Annotated in this window: 15 protein-coding genes; 12 read left to right on the forward strand and 3 right to left on the reverse strand. The window is 54.7% G+C overall.

The genetic code is table 11. The annotated features are described in order from the left end of the window. Positions 1–101 precede the first annotated feature (101 nt). From QQF33_RS03770 to opgB, 5 genes are all read left to right on the forward strand, one after another. Positions 102–467: a DUF805 domain-containing protein gene (locus QQF33_RS03770; protein ID WP_282491756.1), complete on the forward strand. Its 366-nt coding sequence runs from the start codon at positions 102–104 to the stop codon at positions 465–467. A 110-nt stretch (positions 468–577) separates the two neighbouring features. Beyond that, a complete protein-coding gene (gene dnaT / locus QQF33_RS03775; RefSeq protein WP_285157404.1) occupies positions 578–1117 on the forward strand; it encodes a primosomal protein DnaT in 540 nt (179 codons plus the stop codon). A gap of 1 nt (position 1118) precedes the next feature. Beyond that, the gene (gene dnaC, locus QQF33_RS03780) at positions 1119–1856 is read left to right on the forward strand and encodes a DNA replication protein DnaC (RefSeq protein WP_285157405.1); all 738 of its coding nucleotides are present in this window, start codon (positions 1119–1121) and stop codon (positions 1854–1856) included. An 84-nt stretch (positions 1857–1940) separates the two neighbouring features. Then, positions 1941–2426 (forward strand): DUF2501 domain-containing protein, encoded by a 486-nt coding sequence (locus tag QQF33_RS03785; protein WP_095280647.1) that lies wholly within the window; start codon positions 1941–1943, stop codon positions 2424–2426. Positions 2427–2697: 271 nt separating this feature from the next. Continuing rightward, the gene (gene opgB, locus QQF33_RS03790; protein ID WP_285157406.1) at positions 2698–4989 is read left to right on the forward strand and encodes a phosphatidylglycerol--membrane-oligosaccharide glycerophosphotransferase; all 2292 of its coding nucleotides are present in this window, start codon (positions 2698–2700) and stop codon (positions 4987–4989) included. 171 nt (positions 4990–5160) lie between these two features. On the opposite strand, the gene tsr is transcribed toward opgB, so the two are convergent. Beyond that, on the reverse strand, positions 5161–6831 hold the full coding sequence (gene tsr / locus QQF33_RS03795; RefSeq protein ID WP_285145583.1) for a methyl-accepting chemotaxis protein: 1671 nt from the start codon (positions 6829–6831) through the stop codon (positions 5161–5163). 239 nt (positions 6832–7070) lie between these two features. On the opposite strand from tsr, the gene QQF33_RS03800 reads away from it, so the two are divergent. The 5 genes from QQF33_RS03800 to QQF33_RS03820 all read left to right on the forward strand — a co-directional run bounded on the left by QQF33_RS03800 (position 7071) and on the right by QQF33_RS03820 (position 12507). Then, positions 7071–7973, forward strand: coding sequence for a helix-turn-helix transcriptional regulator (locus tag QQF33_RS03800; protein ID WP_285145584.1), 903 nt, complete (start codon positions 7071–7073; stop codon positions 7971–7973). A 212-nt stretch (positions 7974–8185) separates the two neighbouring features. Then, complete coding sequence (locus tag QQF33_RS03805; protein WP_095280643.1) at positions 8186–10339, forward strand: carbon starvation CstA family protein; 2154 nt, start codon at positions 8186–8188, stop codon at positions 10337–10339. 96 nt (positions 10340–10435) lie between these two features. Then, a complete protein-coding gene (locus QQF33_RS03810) occupies positions 10436–10639 on the forward strand; it encodes a YbdD/YjiX family protein (RefSeq protein ID WP_282493440.1) in 204 nt (67 codons plus the stop codon). A 10-nt stretch (positions 10640–10649) separates the two neighbouring features. Further along, positions 10650–11603, forward strand: coding sequence for a GTPase (yjiA, locus tag QQF33_RS03815; protein WP_285157407.1), 954 nt, complete (start codon positions 10650–10652; stop codon positions 11601–11603). A gap of 358 nt (positions 11604–11961) precedes the next feature. Continuing rightward, positions 11962–12507, forward strand: coding sequence for a YfaZ family outer membrane protein (locus QQF33_RS03820; protein ID WP_282493438.1), 546 nt, complete (start codon positions 11962–11964; stop codon positions 12505–12507). 131 nt (positions 12508–12638) lie between these two features. On the opposite strand, the gene QQF33_RS03825 is transcribed toward QQF33_RS03820, so the two are convergent. Beyond that, positions 12639–15200, reverse strand: a complete 2562-nt coding sequence (locus QQF33_RS03825; RefSeq protein ID WP_285157408.1) for a penicillin G acylase — start codon at positions 15198–15200, stop codon at positions 12639–12641. Positions 15201–15419: 219 nt separating this feature from the next. Then, positions 15420–16790: an NAD-dependent succinate-semialdehyde dehydrogenase gene (locus QQF33_RS03830; protein WP_285157409.1), complete on the reverse strand. Its 1371-nt coding sequence runs from the start codon at positions 16788–16790 to the stop codon at positions 15420–15422. A 150-nt stretch (positions 16791–16940) separates the two neighbouring features. Here QQF33_RS03830 and QQF33_RS03835 point away from each other — a divergent pair, with 150 nt between their 5' ends. Then, positions 16941–17726 (forward strand): hypothetical protein, encoded by a 786-nt coding sequence (locus tag QQF33_RS03835; protein ID WP_285148183.1) that lies wholly within the window; start codon positions 16941–16943, stop codon positions 17724–17726. 345 nt (positions 17727–18071) lie between these two features. Further along, complete coding sequence (gene xapA, locus QQF33_RS03840) at positions 18072–18905, forward strand: xanthosine phosphorylase (protein WP_285148181.1); 834 nt, start codon at positions 18072–18074, stop codon at positions 18903–18905. The last annotated feature ends 6 nt before the right edge of the window (positions 18906–18911 follow it).

The following is an 18911-nucleotide window of genomic DNA, read 5'->3' on the forward strand; positions in this document are numbered from 1 at the left end:
TTAAGGGTATCCTCGGATGCCCTTTTTTAATTCAGAATCTGCGACTATCCTTACCTCGATCGCTTAAAAAACAAGAGATTGTCTGAATGTCGAGGCAGAAAATGGACTGGTATCTAAAAGTACTGAGAAATTACGTGGGGTTCAGTGGTCGCGCCCGTCGCAAAGAGTACTGGATGTTCGTTCTGGTGAACTTCATCCTCACGCTCGTGCTGGGAATTGTCGATAAAATTCTGGGATGGGAGCGCGCGGGTGGCGAAGGTATTCTCACCACCATTTACGCGCTGCTGGTCTTTCTGCCGTCGCTGGCGGTGCTGTTCCGCCGGATCCACGATACGGATCGTTCGGCCTGGTGGCTGCTGCTGGTGTTGATCCCGATCGTCGGCTGGCTGATCATTCTGGCCTTTAACTGCCAGAGCGGCACGCCGGGCGAAAACCGCTTTGGGCCGGATCCGAAATTGCAGCCGTGAACGTTCCCCGGTGGCGCAGCGCCACCGGGGAAATCCCCCTCCGTCCCCCCTTCTCTCTGTGCTACTATGACCCCATATCACGACGTCGTATTCCAGTAGAGAAAGTTGTTATGTCATCCAGACTCCTGACCACCAGCGTCGCCGGTATCGATGCCTTTGTGCGCGATCCTCGTGGCGTCTTAGCCAAAGCCGATGGCGGCACTCTTGCCGTGTTTGCCGACAACGCGCCTGCGTTTTACGCGATCACGCCTGAACGCCTGGCCCAGCTTCTGGATATTGAGGCGCGTCTGTCGCGCCCGGCCAGCGACGTCACCTTAGACACCCAATTCTTTGAAGAACCGACCAGCGCGCCGGTTACCGTCCCGATGGGCAAATTTGCCATGTACGCTGGCTGGCAGCCGGATGCGAATTTCCAGCGACAGGCCGCCCTGTGGGGCATCGCCCTGACGCAGCCCGCCACGCCGGAAGAGCTGGCGGCGTTTATCGCTTACTGGCAGGCCGAAGGCAAAGTATTCCATCATGTGCAGTGGCAGCAAAAACTCGCCCGCAGCATGCAGATCAACCGCGCCAGCAACGGCGGCCAGCCTAAGCGGGATATCAACACGATTTCCGAACCCGATAATCAGATCCCACCAGGATTCAGAGGATGATATGAAAAACGTCGGCGACCTGATGAAGCGTCTGCAAAAAATGATGCCTGCCAACGTGAAGCCCGCCTTCACCTCGGGCGAGGAGCTGCTGGCCTGGCAAAAAGAACAGGGAAAAATGCGCTCCGAAGCCCTGACGCGCGAAAACCGCGCCATGAAAATGCAGCGCACCTTCAACCGCTCGGGCATTCGTCCGCTGCATCAAAATTGTTCATTTGAAAATTATATTGTTGAAAATGATGGGCAACAGAATGCACTTGAAAAAGCTAGACTTTACGTGGAAGGTTTTGACGATAATATCGCCAGTTTTATCTTCACTGGTAAACCTGGGACTGGTAAAAATCACCTAGCTGCTGCTATATGCAATGCTCTTCTTCTACAAGGTAAATCAGTATTGATAATCACCGTTGCGGATATCATGTCCGCCATGAAAGACACCTTTAATAACAAAAATATGAGTGAAGAGCAGCTACTCAAAGATCTAAGTAACGTTGATTTACTAGTCATTGACGAAATTGGTGTGCAGACAGAATCAAAATACGAGAAAGTTATCATTAATCAGATAGTTGACAGAAGATCTTCTTCTAAGCGCCCTACGGGTATGCTAACAAACTATACCCTTCAAGAAATGACCCAGCTCTTAGGCGAGCGTGTAATGGATAGAATGCGTCTTGGCGCGAGTCTATGGGTTAATTTTAATTGGGGTAGCTACCGCGATCGCGTCACCGGCAAAGAGTATTAGGATATTTCCAGGAATGGCGCGCCTTGCGCGGGTATATACTGAAGCCACTTCCAGCCCGAAACGGGCCACTTTTGAGTTCAATTTATGAAAAAGCACATTCTTCTCAGCACAGCATTCAGCGTCGTTCTGCTCACCGGTGCCGCCCACGCGGCGTCATGGCAGGACTCTTTGTCCAGCGCAGCGAACGAGCTGAGCAAAAGCAGCGGTAGTTCCCAGAACGGCGGTCTGTCCGCATCGTCTCTCACCAGCCTGTTAGGCGGCAGCAATCAGAGCCTGAGCGCGGGCACCATGAACAACGCGGCGGGTATCCTCGGCTATTGCGCGAAACAGAAGCTGGCCTCGGTCACTGACACCCAGAACATCAAAAACCAGGTTCTCGATAAGCTGGGCCTGGATACGCAAGAGCAGAAACAAGACACCAACTATATGGACGGAATTCAGGGCCTGCTGAATGCCAAAGACGGCCAGCAGCTGAACCTGAGCACCCTCGGCGACTCCGCGCTGGCGAAGCAGGTGAAAACCAAAGCCTGCGATCTGGTGCTGAAACAAGGCGTTAATTTCCTCTCCTGATCCATCCCTTTTTCTGCCACAACAGGCCGCGTTTGTTAGGTTAATCTGGCAACGCGGCGTCAGACTCGTTTTTTGCTCATCTTCTTACGTCTCAGCACCCGTATAACGCGATGCGACGGCGATCAAAATTTCCACTTTCTAAACCAAATCCTAACAACAGCACATTTTAGTGACACTAGAATTGCAGCTATGTGACTTCGCCATTAAATTGTATTAACCAAAAAATAATCAGTTAGCCAGCTAAGTGACTGGCGCTATTGAGGATAAGCTGTTGTCAGAGTTTATTTCCCTTGCCCTGTTCCTGGCTTCCATTGGCATCTATGCCTGGAAGGCAGGTCGCAACACCTGGTGGTTTATTGCCACGTTACTGGTGTTGGGGATTTTTATTGTTTTGAACATTACCCTGTACGCCAGCGATTACTTTACCGGTGACGGTATCAACGACGCCGTGCTCTATACGCTCACCAACAGCCTGACGGGCGCAGGAGTTAGTAAGTACATACTTCCTGGCACCGGACTGGTGCTGGCGCTGGTTGCGGTGTTTGGCACCCTCGGCTGGGTGCTGCGCCGTCGCCGTCATCTTCCGCATCATATGGGTTACAGCCTGCTGGCTCTGGTGCTGGCGCTCGGCTCCGTGGATGCCAGCCCGGCGTTCCATCAGATCACCGAGCTGGTGAAATCCCAGTCCCGCGACGGCGATCCAGATTTCACGGCCTACTACAAAGAGCCATCGAAAACCATCGCCAACCCGAAGCTGAACCTGGTTTATATCTACGGCGAAAGTCTGGAGCGCACCTATTTCGATAACGATGCCTTCCCGAATCTGACGCCGGATCTCGGCCCGCTGAAAGACGAAGGGCTGGATTTCAGCCACACGTCGCAGCTGCCGGGCACCGATTACACCATCGCCGGGATGGTCGCCTCCCAGTGCGGCATCCCGCTGTTCGCGCCGTTCGAGGGTAACGCCTCGGCGTCGATGTCGAGCTTCTTCCCGCAGAATATCTGCCTCGGCGACATCCTGAAAAACTCCGGCTACGAAAACTACTTTATGCAGGGGGCCAACCTGCGTTTCGCCGGGAAAGACGTGTTCCTGAAATCCCATGGCTTCGACCATCTCTATGGCGCGGAAGAGTTGAAAACCACGGTTGCCGACCCGTCCTACCGCAATGACTGGGGCTTTTACGACGACACGGTGCTGGACGAAACCTGGAAGAAATTCGAGGAGCTGTCTAAATCCGGAAAACGCTTCTCGCTATTCGCCTTAACCGTCGATACGCACCACCCGGACGGCTTTATCTCGCGCACCTGCGAGCGCAAAAAGTACGACATCAACGGCAAGACCAACCAGTCGTTCAGCGCCGTGACCTGTAGCCAGGAACACATCGCCGCGTTTATCAATAAAATCAAAGCCTCGCCGTATTTCAAAAACACGGTGATCGTGGTTTCTTCCGACCATCTGGCGATGAAAAACACCGCCTGGGACGAGCTGAACAAACAGGATCGCAGCAACCTGTTCTTCGTGATGCGCGGCGATCAGCCTCAGCAGGAGGTCATCGCCACCAAACGCAACACCATGGATAACGGCGCGACGGTGCTGGATATTCTGGGCGGGGATAACTTCATCGGGCTGGGACGCAGCACGCTCTCCGGCCAGTCGCTCTCCGAAGTGTTCCTCAACATGAAAGAGAAAATTCTGGCGTGGAAACCGGACGTGATCCGCCTGTGGAACTTCCCGAAAGAGATGAAAGATTTCACCATCGACCAGAAGAAAAACATGATTGCCTTCTCGGGCAGCCATTTCCGCCTGCCGCTGCTCCTGCGCGTCTCGGATAACCGCGTCGAACCGCTGCCGGAGAGTGAATACTCCGCGCCGCTGCGCTTCCAGCTGGCCGACTTCGCCCCGCGCGATAACTTCGTCTGGGTCGACCGCTGCTACAAGATGGGCCAGCTGTGGTCGCAGCCGCTGTCGCTTTCCACGGACTGGTGCGTCTCCCAGGGCCAGCTCGGCGGTGAACAAACCGTCCAGCGCGTGGATAAAGATCAGTGGAAAGGCAAAACCGCGTTCAAGGATACGGTGATCAATACCGACCGCTATCAGCGCAACGTGGATCTGCTGAAAGTGGTGGATAACGATATTCGCTACAAGGCGGACAGCTTCGTGTTTAACGTGGCGGGCGCGCCGGAAGAGGTGAAGCAGTTTAGCGGTATTTCACGCCCGGAATCCTGGGGACGCTGGTCTAACGCGCAGCTTGGCAACGAGGTGAAAATCGAATACGCCCAGCCGCTACCGGAGAAATTCGATCTGGTGATCACCGCCAAAGCCTTTGGCCCGAACGCCAACAAACCGATCCCGGTGCGCATCGGCGACAAAGAGCAGACCATCACCCTTGGCAACGATGTCACCACAACGACGCTGCATTTCGAGAACCCGTCGCGCAGCAATACGGTCGTGATTGTGCCGCCAGACCCGCAGTCGACGAACGAGGGCAATATTCTCGGACATTCACCGCGCAAGCTGGGGATTGGGATGGTTGAAATGAAGGTGGTGCAGACCGGAGTATAAACTTGTAGGCCGGGTAAGGCGAAGCCGCCACCCGGCAACAAACGACTGTGCGGCCTAAAAACGCCCGGTGGCGCTGCGCTTACCGGGCCTACAAAGGACCACGCATTTCCGCCACCCGGCAACATAACAGACGACTCAAGCGCCCTTCCTGAACAGGGCGCTTTTTTTACATCAGAAGGTTTCCCAGTTCTCACTGGACGCGGTCGTCGCGGCAGCGGCTTTACGCCCCTTCGCCGTCACCACCGGCGTTTTCAACCCGCCGTTATCGCGTGATTTCTGCTGCTCCTGCTGAATGCGGAACACCGCCACCGCCTGCGTCAGACGGCTCGCCTGCTCTTCCAGCGCGGCAGCTGCCGCAGCGGACTCTTCCACCAGCGAGGCGTTCTGCTGCGTCACACGGTCCATCTCAGCAACCGCCAGACCCACCTGGTCAATACCGCGGCTCTGCTCATCAGACGCAGAGGCGATTTCGCCCATAATGTCGGTCACGCGGGTCACCGCATTCACGATCTCGCCCATGGTTTCGCCAGCGCTTTCCACCAGGGTTGACCCCAGCTCGACGCGGCCCACGGAGTCTTCGATCAGGCTCTTAATTTCGCGTGCCGCCTGGGCGCTACGCTGCGCCAGGTTACGCACTTCACCTGCCACCACCGCAAAACCACGACCCTGTTCGCCCGCACGTGCTGCTTCGACGGCGGCGTTCAGCGCCAGGATGTTGGTCTGGAAGGCAATCCCGTCGATCACGCTGATGATGTCAGCGATTTTCTGCGAACTGCCCGCGATGTCACGCATGGTTTGCACCACGTTATCCACCACTTTCCCGCCCTTCTGCGCAGTCTCGGACGCGCTCAGCGCCAGATTGCTCGCCTGGCGGGCGTTTTCGGCGTTCTGCTTCACGGTCGCGGTCAGCTCTTCCATGCTGGCAGCCGTCTCTTCCAGAGAAGCCGCCTGCTGCTCGGTACGGGAAGAGAGATCGTTGTTACCGACAGAGATTTCGCTCGCGCCGCTGTAGATCGCATTCGCGCCGTTACGCACATCGCCAACGGTGCTCACCAGCTCGCTCTGCATGTGACGCAGAGTGTCCGCCAGTTGGCCCATCTCATTGGTGCCTTCGACGTCAATACGCTTCACCAGATCGCCGCTGGCGATATGACGAATGCTGTCGATCAGACGATTCAGCGGAGAGATCAGCGACTGCTTAATGCCCAGCCAGACGCCGACGATCACCACCAGCACCGCGATCAGCACGCTGATCAGCACCCAGATCGCCTGAGTGTAAGAGCTGTTGCTGTCGTCCACGGCAGTCTGATACAGATGATCGTTCTGCTGCAGGTAGTTCACGTACTGCTTCTCAAAACCATCCTGATAGCTCTGGGTCGGCTGATCGAAGAAGTCATTGATCTTACCCGCGCCCAGCAGCTGGATAAGCTCGGCCAGCGCACCGTGATAGATATCGTAGTTACGTTTGATCTCCAGGGCGGCAGCGTCGCTCTGACGCGGATCGCGCGGCAGTGCTTCGTAATCAGCCCAGTTTTTCTCCGCCTGCTTCAGGGAAGCGGACGCAATCTGCATCAGTTCCGCAACGGTGGCGCCGCTGCCGATGTTGCTCTGATCCATCATGTAACGGATACCCGCGCGGTTCAGGGTATTACGGGTTTGCAGCAACGCGACCCAGCTGCCGTTAAGCGTGGATTGTTGCTGGCGAATAGTTTGTAGGACAGTGAAGTTTTCTTTGTCATGCTTCAGGGCATTGAAGAAAAGTCCACCGGATGTCAGTTGTAACAGGCCGAAAATAGCCAAAACCAGCAACAAGCTGGTGACAATCTTGATACGATTTAACATGCTTTCTCTTTCCATCAGACAGATAACAGAATTTTCGGCCTGGTTAGAGAAAACTTTACGAAAATCGTGTTGATGATTTGAACATTTACGGAGGATTTCGCAAAAAACTATTAATGTTTATCCTAAATCGCGCCGTTATATATTCCATAAGATAAATTTTATCTCTGTTGCACTGACATATTCTGTCAGTGAGATCCTTATTCTGCAGAGATTTTCACCGCACTAAACGGGAATATAATATGACAACTCCAGCCCGCAGCCGCTCGGCTGAACGACTCGTCGATATTCTTATGGAGCTGCATTTAAACGGTGTGGTTAACCGTCGCGACTTGATGCATAAATTTAAAATTACCGAACGCACGGTATATCGCGATCTCAATGCTCTCGCCCCCATTGTTCAGCACACGGGAAATGGCCTGTATCGTCTGATTCACGCCCAGCAAAACGCCAGCGGCCAGGGGCTGCACAACGCCGTCGCTAACCTATTGAATGCGGATAACTATTTTCCTGACCGCGGCACCGCGTTCTGGCAGAGTCTGGAGGCGCGCGTCGAAGAGAACCATATTCTGATCCTCAGCAACGACGCCGAACACACGGTTCAGAATGATATTCGTCGACATCTGACGGCGATTGAGAAATCGATAAAAGAGCGGCACGTTTGCCAGATGGTTTATAAAGACAAAACGCGACTGATTAATCCGTACAAATTAATTAACAAAAAAAATATATGGTATTTACAAGCTACGGAAAATGGCAGACTGAAATCGTTTTCATTAAGTCAGATAAACTGGCTGGATATTCAAAAAGAGACCTTCACGCCGGATGCAGATACGGCAGAATTACTTGAGAAGAATCTCGACCCCTGGGTGAGCGAAGATACTTTCGAAGTGAAAATATTTACCAACAATATTATTTCGCACTACTTCACCCGCCGGGACCTGCTCCCGGACCAGGAGGTGATTGCGGAAAGCGACGACGGCGTGACGATCCGCTGCCAGGCGGCGCACGAGAATCAGATCCTGCCGCTAATCTTCTACTGGCTGCCGAACATTCAGGTGCTGGAACCACAGTGGCTGCGGGACAAACTCTTTGAGACCCTCGAAGGCTACATGACCACCGCGCCTGCCGAGGTGCTCGAATAATCAGTGTGATCTCAATCACATAAACCAGCCCGCTGGCGGCGAGCCTGAACCACTCGCCCCAGCCTTTGACCGCTTACCCACCGCAATCAACCACTCACCCATTTACCGTCCTTTACACGCGCGACGATCTGGCAAGATCGCCACAGCATTAATCAATACCTCCTCAAAATGAACTCAGGCCCTTTTTCCAGTTAAAAAAACCAGGTCTAACTATGGATACGAAAAAACTACTTAAGCACGTACCCTGGGCGCTCCTCGGGATCCTCGGTGCTTTCTGTCTGGCGGTTGTCGCATTACGCCGGGGTGAACACGTTAGCGCCCTGTGGATCGTGGTCGCGTCGGTTTCCGTCTATCTGGTAGCGTACCGCTACTACAGTCTTTACATCGCGCAGAAGGTCATGAAACTTGACCCGACGCGTTCCACTCCGGCGGTCATTAACAATGACGGCCTGAACTATGTGCCTACCAACCGCTACGTGCTGTTTGGTCACCACTTTGCCGCGATTGCCGGTGCCGGTCCGCTGGTTGGGCCGGTGCTTGCCGCGCAGATGGGCTATCTGCCTGGCACTCTGTGGCTGCTCGCAGGCGTGGTGCTGGCAGGTGCGGTGCAGGACTTCATGGTCCTGTTCATCTCGACCCGCCGTAACGGCGCTTCTCTGGGTGAGATGATCAAAGAAGAGATGGGCCGCGTGCCGGGCACCATTGCCCTGTTCGGCTGCTTCCTGATCATGATCATCATCCTTGCGGTGCTGGCGCTGATCGTGGTGAAAGCCCTGGCCGAAAGCCCGTGGGGTGTGTTCACCGTCTGCTCGACCGTACCGATTGCGCTGTTCATGGGTATCTACATGCGCTTTATCCGTCCGGGCCGCGTCGGTGAAGTGTCGGTGATTGGTATCGTGCTGTTGGTCGCTTCCATTTACTTCGGCGGCATCATTGCGCACGACCCGTACTGGGGCCCGGCGCTGACCTTCAAAGACACCACCATTACCTTCGCCCTGATTGGCTACGCGTTTATCTCTGCGCTGCTGCCGGTGTGGCTGATTCTGGCCCCGCGTGACTACCTGGCGACGTTCCTGAAAATCGGCGTAATTGTCGGTCTGGCGATCGGCATCGTGATCATCAACCCGGAACTGAAAATGCCAGCCGTGACCCAGTACATTGACGGTACCGGTCCACTGTGGAAAGGCGCGCTGTTCCCGTTCCTGTTTATCACCATCGCCTGTGGCGCCGTCTCCGGCTTCCACGCCCTGATCGCTTCCGGCACCACGCCGAAGCTGATGGCAAACGAAACCGACGCGCGCTTTATCGGCTACGGTGCAATGCTGATGGAATCCTTCGTGGCGATCATGGCCCTGGTGGCAGCGTCCATCATCGAGCCAGGTCTGTACTTCGCGATGAACACCCCGCCGGCGGGCCTTGGCATCACCATGCCAAACCTGCATGAGATGGGTGGCGACAACGCGGCGCTGATCATGGCCCAGCTGAAAGACGCTAGTGCCCACGCGGCGGCGACCGTCAGCTCCTGGGGCTTTGTGATCTCGCCTGAGCAGATCATGCAGACCGCGAAAGACATCGGCGAGCCGTCGATTCTGAACCGTGCGGGTGGCGCACCAACCCTGGCCGTCGGTATCGCACACGTGTTCCACAAAGTGCTGCCGTGGGCGGACATGGGCTTCTGGTACCACTTCGGTATTCTGTTCGAAGCGCTGTTCATCCTGACCGCGCTGGACGCTGGTACCCGTGCAGGCCGCTTCATGCTGCAAGATTTGCTCGGTAACTTCGTGCCGTTCCTGAAGAAAACCGACTCTCTGGTGGCGGGCGTGCTGGGCACCGCAGGCTGTGTCGGTCTGTGGGGCTACCTGCTGTATCAGGGCGTCGTCGACCCACTCGGCGGCGTGAAGAGCCTGTGGCCGCTGTTCGGTATCTCTAACCAGATGCTGGCAGCCGTCGCGCTGGTGCTCGGTACCGTGGTGCTGGTGAAGATGAAACGCACCAAATACATCTGGGTGACGGTGGTTCCTGCGCTGTGGCTGCTGCTGTGCACCACCTGGGCGCTGGGCCTGAAACTGTTCAGCACCAACCCGCAGCTGGAAGGCTTCCTGTTTATGGCTAACCAGTACAAGGCGAAAATTGCCGCGGGCGGCGGTGACCTGACCGCACAGCAGATTGCCAACATGAACCATATCGTGGTGAACAACTACACCAACGCCGGTTTGAGTATTCTGTTCCTGGTCGTGGTCTACAGCATCATCTTCTACGGCATCAAAACCTGGATGAATGTGCGTAACGCCGAAGGCCGTACGGATAAAGAAACCCCGTATGTGCCGGTCCCGGAAGGCGGCGTGAAGACCTCTTCGCACCACTAAGACCCTGGCGGGTGGCGCTGCGCTAACCCGCCCTACACAGAACCTGTAGGCCCGGATCGCTGCGCGCCACCGGGCTTTTTCTATCTGGATGGCACAATGTTTGGTAACTTAGGCGAAGCAAAAAAATACCTCGGTCAGGCGGCGAAAATGCTGATTGGTATTCCGGACTATGACAACTACGTTGAACATATGCAGACCAACCATCCGGATAAACCGTACATGACCTACAAAGAATTCTTCCGCGAGCGCCAGCAAGCGCGCTACGGCGGCGATGGCAAAAGCGGCGTACGCTGTTGCTAAAGGAGAGAACATGACCCCTATTGCAGTCACCCTGTTAACCGGCTTTCTCGGCGCGGGCAAAACCACCCTGCTGCGCCACATCCTCAACGAACAGCACGGCTTTAAAATCGCCGTAATCGAAAACGAATTCGGCGAAGTCTCCGTCGACGATCAGCTGATTGGCGATCGTGCCACCCAGATCAAAACCCTGACCAACGGCTGCATCTGCTGCACCCGCTCCAGCGAGCTGGAAGATGCCCTGCTGGATCTGCTCGACAGCCGCGATCGCGGCGACATCGAATTTGACCGTCTGGTGATCGAATGCACCGGCATGGCCGACCCCGGCCCGATCATCCAGACCTTTTTCTCCCACGACATTCTCTGCCAGCGCTACCTGCTGGACGGCGTGATTGCCCTGGTCGATGCGGTCCACGCCGACGAGCAGATGAACCAGTTCACCATCGCCCAGTCGCAGATTGGCTACGCGGACCGCATCCTGCTGACCAAAACCGATGTGGCCAATGACTGCGAAAAACTGCGTGAGCGCCTGACGCGCATCAACGCCCGCGCGCCGATCTACACGGTCATCCACGGTGATATCGATCTCGCGCAGCTGTTCAACACCAACGGCTTTATGCTGGAAGAGAACATCGCCGCGAAGCCGCGCTTCCATTTCATCGGCGACAAACAAAACGACGTGACCTCGATCGTGGTCGAGCTGGATTACCCGGTGGATATCAGCGATGTCTCCCGCGTGATGGAAAACCTGCTGCTGTCGTTTGCCGACAAACTGCTGCGCTACAAAGGGATGCTGTGGATTGACGGCGAGCTGAACCGCCTGCTGTTTCAGGGCGTGCAGCGCCTGTATAGCGCCGACTGGGATCGTCCGTGGGGCGACGAAACGCCGCACAGCACCATGGTCTTTATCGGGATTCAGCTGCCGGAAGACGAGATCCGCGCGGCCTTCGCCGAACTGAAACGCTGATCCCCGCACTAAACCGCCCTTTTATCCGGGCGGTTCCTGCAAAACCTGCGTAATAACGATTCGAGAAATGTAATTTTTCGTCATTTTCAGAACTTTTTTGAAATAATGAAAATCCTTATTAATTCACTCCTCATCATTATTTCCGCGATATTCAGGTTTCGTTTAGCTGTTAAACAAAACGAAGTCTAAACGTGAAAAGATTAATGATTGACGCCAGGACAAACCAACCTTCCCTAAACAACAAACGCATCAAAAATTAACAAAACCAGCATAAAACTGCGAGTAACGTCACATTTGCAGTCGTAAACATCGCTTGTTAAGGTGTCCTCAGATTAATTTGATGACGAGGAAATACACCATGAAAAAGATTAACTTCATTCTGCTTTCTGTTCTGACCGTAACTTCTGGTTCCGCTCTGGCGATGGGCGCTTCTATTGAGCAGGGTAAGAACTTCACCAATTTAAATATCGAAATGGGTAAATCCACCTCCGGTGTTTATGCCGAAAGTAACTGGCTGAAAAATACCGACGACGGCACCCAGACCGGTGGTGTTGGCGCAGGTTACAACCTGGAAGTGGGCCCGGCGATGCTGAATGCCGGTGCGAAAGCCATCTACCTCGGTCCGAAAAAAGGCGATAACGGTGTCGCATTCCCGGTCGGCGGCGGTGTGAACGTTGCCCTGACTGACAGCATCAACGTCTTCGGCGAAGGTTACGTGGCCCCTAACGGCCTGAACAACAGCGTGAAAAACTACGTTGAAGCCAACGGCGGCGTAAGCTGGACTCCAGTCAAACCAGTGACGCTGAAAGTCGGCTACCGCCACGTGAGCGTTGACGGCAAAGACGGTCGTCCAAACCACACCCTGATTGACGGCGCCTACTTCGGCGGCGGCGTGAGCTTCTAAGGTTATTGATTGCCGGGTGGCGCTACGCTTACCCGGCCTACAATATCCAGACATATCAATGGCTTTGTCGTTATGTAGGTCGGGTAAGCGCAGCGCCACCCGACAGCAAACGCGCTCGGGCCATATCAGCTTCACCTGACATAATGCGGGTCACTTACGGTGACCTGCAAAATCTCCTGCGATTCCTGATTCGCACTCACCTCCTGCGGCGTTAACCACAGCGGCTTCCGGCCAAAGGTTTCGTACATTTTCAGCTGATCGTCATAGTGCTTATCCGGCGTCCCGTCCGGCGCCACAAACCCGCTTTGACCGGGCGCGACCACATCCCAGGCCAGCACCGGGCTTTTACCCGATGTCGGCGAGAAGACAATCATGTCATTTTCCGTACCCCGGTTCTGATACTCGGCCTGGTGACGCGCCTCTTTCGCCGCCGCCTGCGGTACGCCGAAGAAGTTATTGGCGCGGAACGTCAGCGCCATCGCAGGCGTATTCCAGGTGTTGATATCCGTGCCGTAGCGCGTCGAGAGCGTCTGCCAGGCATCCTGCAAAGCATCAAGGACCACCGCCTGCTGCGACTGCCCGGCAAACAGATCGACCTCCTGCGGGATCGCCGATTTTTCCCCCTCCAGCGCTTCGAACAAAATCTTGGCCCCGACGCTGATATTCAGCGAGCCGGTCGGGCCGTCCTGCGTCGTTTCATATCCGCTGGCGCTGTACCAGGTGTTAAACGGTGCCGGAACAGCAGCCACCACCGTGCGTTTCAGCATGCTGGTCAACCAGGCGTTCAGAATGGCGGAACCGGGCTGCTGATACGTTTCCCCGTCCTCACTCATCACGTTTTGCCCGTCCCAGCTCGCCAGTGTTTTCACCAGTTGCACCCGAGGGTCGCTCTCTGGCAAGCTCGCCGTCGCTTTTTGCAGGGTCGGCAGGAACAGACGCAGATTCAGATCCTGACGGCTGGTTTTCTGGATCAGATCCCAGGCCTGCTCGTGGGTCAGCGTCGGCTGTTTATCGATGAGCTGCGTGATCTCCGTGACGCGATCCGCCCCGCCCCATAAGAAGGCGAACAGATCCGAGGCCGGATAATCTTTTTGCGGGGAGTTGTTCCAGTTGGCGATATACCCCGACTGCGGGTTATAAACTTTCGGATTCAGGTCAAACGACAGCAGCCCCTGCCAGTCCCACTTTCCGGTGCCCGGCACCGGCAGACGCGGATCGTGCCCCGGCTGGCGTTTCGGGTACGCGCCCCCGTGAACGTAGCCGATGTTGCCATCGACATCCGCGTAATACCAGTTGATCGTCAGCGCCTGCTTCGCCGCCTGTTCCGTCCAGCTCGGCCAGTCTTTGGCCTTCATCTGATGCGTCCACGCCAGCAGGGACGCGACCTCCTTCCCATCCCAGGCGCGCGCTTTAGCGTAGGCGGTGTGGGTCGCCGGATCGGTTTTGATCACGTTCCCGTGCACAGTTCGCCAGACGGTAAAGGTCTCCGGCTGGCCGTCTTTAACGGCGATGGTCTCTTCGCGACTGAGCATTTTGACCCACTCGCCGTTATGCAGATACTCGCCTGGTTTTTGATCCGAAATTTGCTCCGCAAAGATATCCACATCGTCGCCGAACCCCGCCGTCGCGCCCCAGGAAATATGCCCGTTGTGGCCAAACACCAGTCCCGGATAGGCAAACGGCGTGTTGCCGGTGACGTCATAGCCCGCGCCGTGCAGCCCGATGCCATAGGTATACGCCGGGGCGTACCAGCCAAACTGTGGGCCGTTGACCATGATGGCTTTCGCGTCATGCGCCTTTTTCTTGCCAATCACCCACATGTTGCTGGTTGTCGGATACCCGGCCAGCCCGTTGGCACCGCTGCGGGCAAACTGTTCAGCGATCGCTTCCCGATTCTGCCCGGCGGTGAGCGCCAGTAGCGCGCCGTCGTTGCCTTTGGCTGGCCGATCCAGCATCGGCGCGGGGAGATCGTAGCGCGGGAGCAGCGCGGCGGTTTGGGTATTTTTGAGATCAAAGCTCAGCGGGTAGTGACTTTCCTGAGCGGAGATTGTCGTCGGTGCCGCCGGATTCACCAGCCATTTCAGCTGGTTAAACACCCCCATCCCTTTCTGCGCGCCATATTTATCTTTCAGCGCCGTCAGCAGCGCCAGGTTGTCGATTTCGCTGGTGCTGTCAGAAAAACGGTTCGCCATGGTACCGACAAAAACCATCGCCACATCAAAGGGCTGCCAGTGTCCGGGCTTGAAACCAAACTCGGCAAACTGCGCGGGCATTAGCTTGCCAGGGTCGGCGTTCACTTTATCGATCCAGGCGTTCATTCCGTCGGCATAGCCCTGCAGGATCGCTTTGTCATCGGCGGAGAGCGCGGCGATCTGCGCATGAATGGAGTCCGGCCAGTAGTTCTGGCGGATATCTTTATCAAAACTCACAAAGGATTTGCCGAGCACTTCCGACACCGTGCCCTGGGTGCTGCGCCGCGCCATCTCCATCTGGAACAGGCGATCCTGCGCCACCACGTAGCCGTAGCCGTAAAAAAGACGATACGTATCGTCGGCGTAAATATGCGGCATGCCGTAGTTATCGCGAACGATCTTGACCTCTGTCGGGGCGGTATTTGCCAGCGCCGCGATGCTCCAGCTCAGCGTCAGGGAAGCCACAACACAGTTCACGATCATACGATTTGTATTTTTCATTGTATCCTCTTGCAGGTGTATGATTTTCGATTTGATACTAGCAAGAGGCTAAATGTTATCCAGAACAGCCAGTTTGTTTCACTGCGAACTGTGAGTCTGGTAACTAATTAATGATACAAATATATCCGTTATGTGACTCCATACGAATCACAACACTTTATCTATTGCATAAAAAAAGGGCGGCTCGAAAGCCACCCATTTCACCGCGGATAAATCAGCTTACCGGCGAACCACCACCAGCTTCTGGTTCACGAACTCTTTGATACCGAGATCCGACAGCTCGCGACCGTAGCCCGAGCGCTTCACGCCGCCGAAGGGCAGTTCCGCCGCCGTGTCGGTCAGCCAGTTGATGTAGACCATCCCGGTTTCGATCCGCGACGCCATTTTCTTCGCGCGATCAATATCCTGACTGAACACCGCCCCACCGAGGCCGTAGTTCGAGTCGTTCGCCAGGCTCACCGCTTCGTCGTCGCTTTTGACGACATAGAACTGCGCCACCGGCCCGAAGAACTCTTCGAAATACGCCGGGTTGTCGCGGGAGATATGAGTCAGGATCGTCGGCTCGAAGAAGTTACCTTCGCGCTCAACCGGCTTGCCGCCGAAATGCACTTTCGCACCGTTTTTCACCGCCTCGTTGACCTGTTTGGTCAGCGTCTCCAGCGCGTCTTTCGACGACAGCGGCCCCAGCGTGGTTTTCTCATCCAGCGGATCGCCGATCTTCACCTCGCGGAACGCCTCGGTGAAAGCGGTCAGGAACTGATCCGCGACTTTCTCATGGACGATAAATCGCTTCGCGGCGGTACAGACCTGCCCGGCGTTGTTGAGTCGGGCATTGACGCCGATCTTGACCGCTTTCTTGAGATCCGCATCGTCGAGGACAATAAACACATCGTTACCGCCCAGTTCGAGGGTCGATTTTTTAATGTGCTTCGCCGCCTGGGCCGCGACCACGCTCCCGGCCTTTTCAGACCCAGTCAGAGCTGCGCCCTGCACGCGCGGATCGGCAATGATCTTCGCGACCTGATCCGAAGAGATAAAGAGATTGGTCCAGGCCCCGTCCGGCGCACCGGCTTCCCGCACCAGATGGGCGAATGCCTCCGCACAGTGCGGCACGATGCTGGCGTGTTTCGCCACCACCGGGTTCCCCGCCGCCAGATTCGGCGCCAGGACGCGCATCAGCTGATAGAACGGGAAATTCCACGGCTCAACGGCCATCACCACGCCAATCGGATGGTGCTCCACCCAGGCGTCACCCAGCTCCGATTTGTACTTCACGGGCGCCAAAAATTGCTTCGCGTTATCCGCGTAATAGCGGGCGATCTGCGCGCAGAGCTTCACCTCCCCGCGGCTTTGCTCAATGAGTTTCCCCATCTCCTGACTGGCGATTTTCGCCAGCTCTTCGCGCCGGCTGTCGATCAGATCCGCCAGCTTATGCAGCATCGGCAGACGCTGTTCGATAGCCCCTTTCGCCCACTCTGAATGGTAAAGCGCATCCGCCGTTTTCAGCGCCGCCTCGACCTCCGCATCGGTGTGGGATTTGTACTCTTTGATGAGCTTGTTGTTAGCAGGATTCACTGTCTGGTAAGCCATATAGGTCTCCTTAATTACCGCTTAGGGTATTAAGAGTAGTCAAGATGGCTGGGGGCGGGGGTAAAGTTGGGTATATGCGGAAGTTTCTGATGTAAATATGATAGTGTCTGAAGGAAAGGTTGATTCACTCAAATACTCTATGAGGGTGTTATGACATCCATAAATGAAGTTATCAAACATGCACTTAATGTTATACCTGGCGTAAAATTCTACAATGACATGATAACATTTATCAGACACCCTGAAATATATGATGGCATAGAAGAGTATACTCCACTCAAAAATGCACTTGGTAATCTATTAAAATCAACACTCGCTATCAGTGTAGTAATCACGTTGATAAAATGGAGCATGTTAAACAATTCGCTAATCGCAAACTTAGAATTAATTATTAATCCGTTGGTTTTATATATATCGTTATTCTCACGCGCAATAGTAATTTCATTAATCTTTTGGTCTTCTGTTTCAATATTATCATTTGCAACAAGCAGAAAAATATCCATTCTATATTTCCTGCAAATACTTCAAGTGTGGTCCGTTTTAAATCCATTAGGTATCATACTTTTTTGGGTGGCATTAAATAGAGTCATGGAAAATGGAAAGAGCGAAGAAGCTGTAAATAATTTTGATTTTTTATTTGGTATTGGAGTATCGGCTTGTAGCTTTGTACTTATTTACAAATTATTATTAAGGCCTGTTTACATACATCTTAAATATGTTTTAAAAATAAATAACCCGCTCATCACAACATTAACAGGAATATCCATTGCCTTTACTTCAAATATATACCTACCAAATTTTTTCTCAAAAGCAATGATTAATGAAAAAAGCATGTGCAGCCTTCTTTATCAAAAGCAGAAAGAAAAACTCTTAAACCATAGTATTACTGAAGATAAATTTATGTTTGACTGTTTAAGAAGCAGTAACAGTCAATAATGAAAATTATTACCACTTTGACATTATGATAGTCACCTATAAAATCCCCCCGGTGGCGCTGCGCTTACCGGGGCTACAATCCGCGCAACAATAAGCCTTTGTAGGCCGGGCAAACGCAGTGCCGCCCGGCAAAACGCCGAGGCTGCAAAACTCAAACCCCATCACACTTCCCCCATGCAATTCCCAACACAAACCACCGGGCGTTATTCCTAACCCCTTGAATATCCGTACACCCACACCCTATCCATTCACTAAAAGCTATCAATACCACCCTTTATCCAATTGGATTCCCAATCACTCCCTCTACAAAATGCAGATATACACCACAAGCATTCAGGAGTTCCCATGTCACATTCCATCATTAACGACACCCCATACGAAGCCGTTGAAATCCTGCGTAAAGCCAAACCCGGCTTTAAACCGCGCATCGCGTTTATCCTCGGCTCCGGCCTTGGCGTGCTGGCGGATAAGCTCGACAACAAAACCGTCATCTCTTACGAAAAACTGCCGGGCTTCCCCGTCAGCACCGTGATTGGGCATGCGGGCGAAGTGGTGATGGGCTCCCTGCACGGCGTGGACCTCATCTGCATGAAAGGGCGCGGGCATTTCTACGAGGGCGTCGGGATGGGCATCATGACCCACGCGGTGCGCACCTTTAAGCTGCTCGGCTGCGAATTTATGTTCTGCACCAACGCCGCCGGTTCGCTAAATCCAAATATCCCGGCGGGCAGCCTGGTGGCGCTGAATGATCACATCAACACCATGCCGTCCACGCCGCTGGTTGGGCCGAACGACGATCGTTTTGGCCCGCGTTTCTTTAGCCTCGCCAACGCCTACGACCAGGAGCTGCGCGAAAAACTGCACCACACGGCGGGCGATATGAACATCAACCTGCACGAAGGCGTGTTCGTCTCCTACCCTGGCCCGAACTTCGAAACGGCGGCGGAAATCCGCATGATGCAGAACATGGGCGGCGACGTGGTCGGCATGTCGGTGGTGCCGGAAGTGATCGTCGCGCGCCACTGCGGCCTGAAAGTGCTGGCGGTCTCGGCTATCACCAACATGGCGGAAGGCCTGAGCGACGTGGAGCTCTCCCACGAACAAACCCTGAAATGCGCGGCGATGGTCACCGACGATTTTGTTCGCCTGATTAGCCAGTTCGTGAAGAACTGCCGCTAACTTCCC

The organism is Lelliottia wanjuensis (assembly GCF_030238365.1).
Classification (GTDB): Bacteria; Pseudomonadota; Gammaproteobacteria; order Enterobacterales; family Enterobacteriaceae; genus Enterobacter; species Enterobacter wanjuensis.

Coding starts and splice junctions, on each gene's coding strand:
- QQF33_RS03820 (WP_282493438.1), top strand. CDS start 11,962: ATGAAAAAGATTAACTTCATTCTGCTTTCTGTTCTGACCGTAACTTCT.
- QQF33_RS03835 (WP_285148183.1), top strand. CDS start 16,941: ATGACATCCATAAATGAAGTTATCAAACATGCACTTAATGTTATACCT.
- yjiA (WP_285157407.1), top strand. CDS start 10,650: ATGACCCCTATTGCAGTCACCCTGTTAACCGGCTTTCTCGGCGCGGGC.
- QQF33_RS03830 (WP_285157409.1), bottom strand. CDS start 16,790: ATGGCTTACCAGACAGTGAATCCTGCTAACAACAAGCTCATCAAAGAG.
- xapA (WP_285148181.1), top strand. CDS start 18,072: ATGTCACATTCCATCATTAACGACACCCCATACGAAGCCGTTGAAATC.
- tsr (WP_285145583.1), bottom strand. CDS start 6,831: ATGTTAAATCGTATCAAGATTGTCACCAGCTTGTTGCTGGTTTTGGCT.
- QQF33_RS03825 (WP_285157408.1), bottom strand. CDS start 15,200: ATGAAAAATACAAATCGTATGATCGTGAACTGTGTTGTGGCTTCCCTG.
- QQF33_RS03800 (WP_285145584.1), top strand. CDS start 7,071: ATGACAACTCCAGCCCGCAGCCGCTCGGCTGAACGACTCGTCGATATT.
- QQF33_RS03810 (WP_282493440.1), top strand. CDS start 10,436: ATGTTTGGTAACTTAGGCGAAGCAAAAAAATACCTCGGTCAGGCGGCG.
- QQF33_RS03770 (WP_282491756.1), top strand. CDS start 102: ATGGACTGGTATCTAAAAGTACTGAGAAATTACGTGGGGTTCAGTGGT.
- QQF33_RS03805 (WP_095280643.1), top strand. CDS start 8,186: ATGGATACGAAAAAACTACTTAAGCACGTACCCTGGGCGCTCCTCGGG.
- dnaT (WP_285157404.1), top strand. CDS start 578: ATGTCATCCAGACTCCTGACCACCAGCGTCGCCGGTATCGATGCCTTT.
- QQF33_RS03785 (WP_095280647.1), top strand. CDS start 1,941: ATGAAAAAGCACATTCTTCTCAGCACAGCATTCAGCGTCGTTCTGCTC.
- dnaC (WP_285157405.1), top strand. CDS start 1,119: ATGAAAAACGTCGGCGACCTGATGAAGCGTCTGCAAAAAATGATGCCT.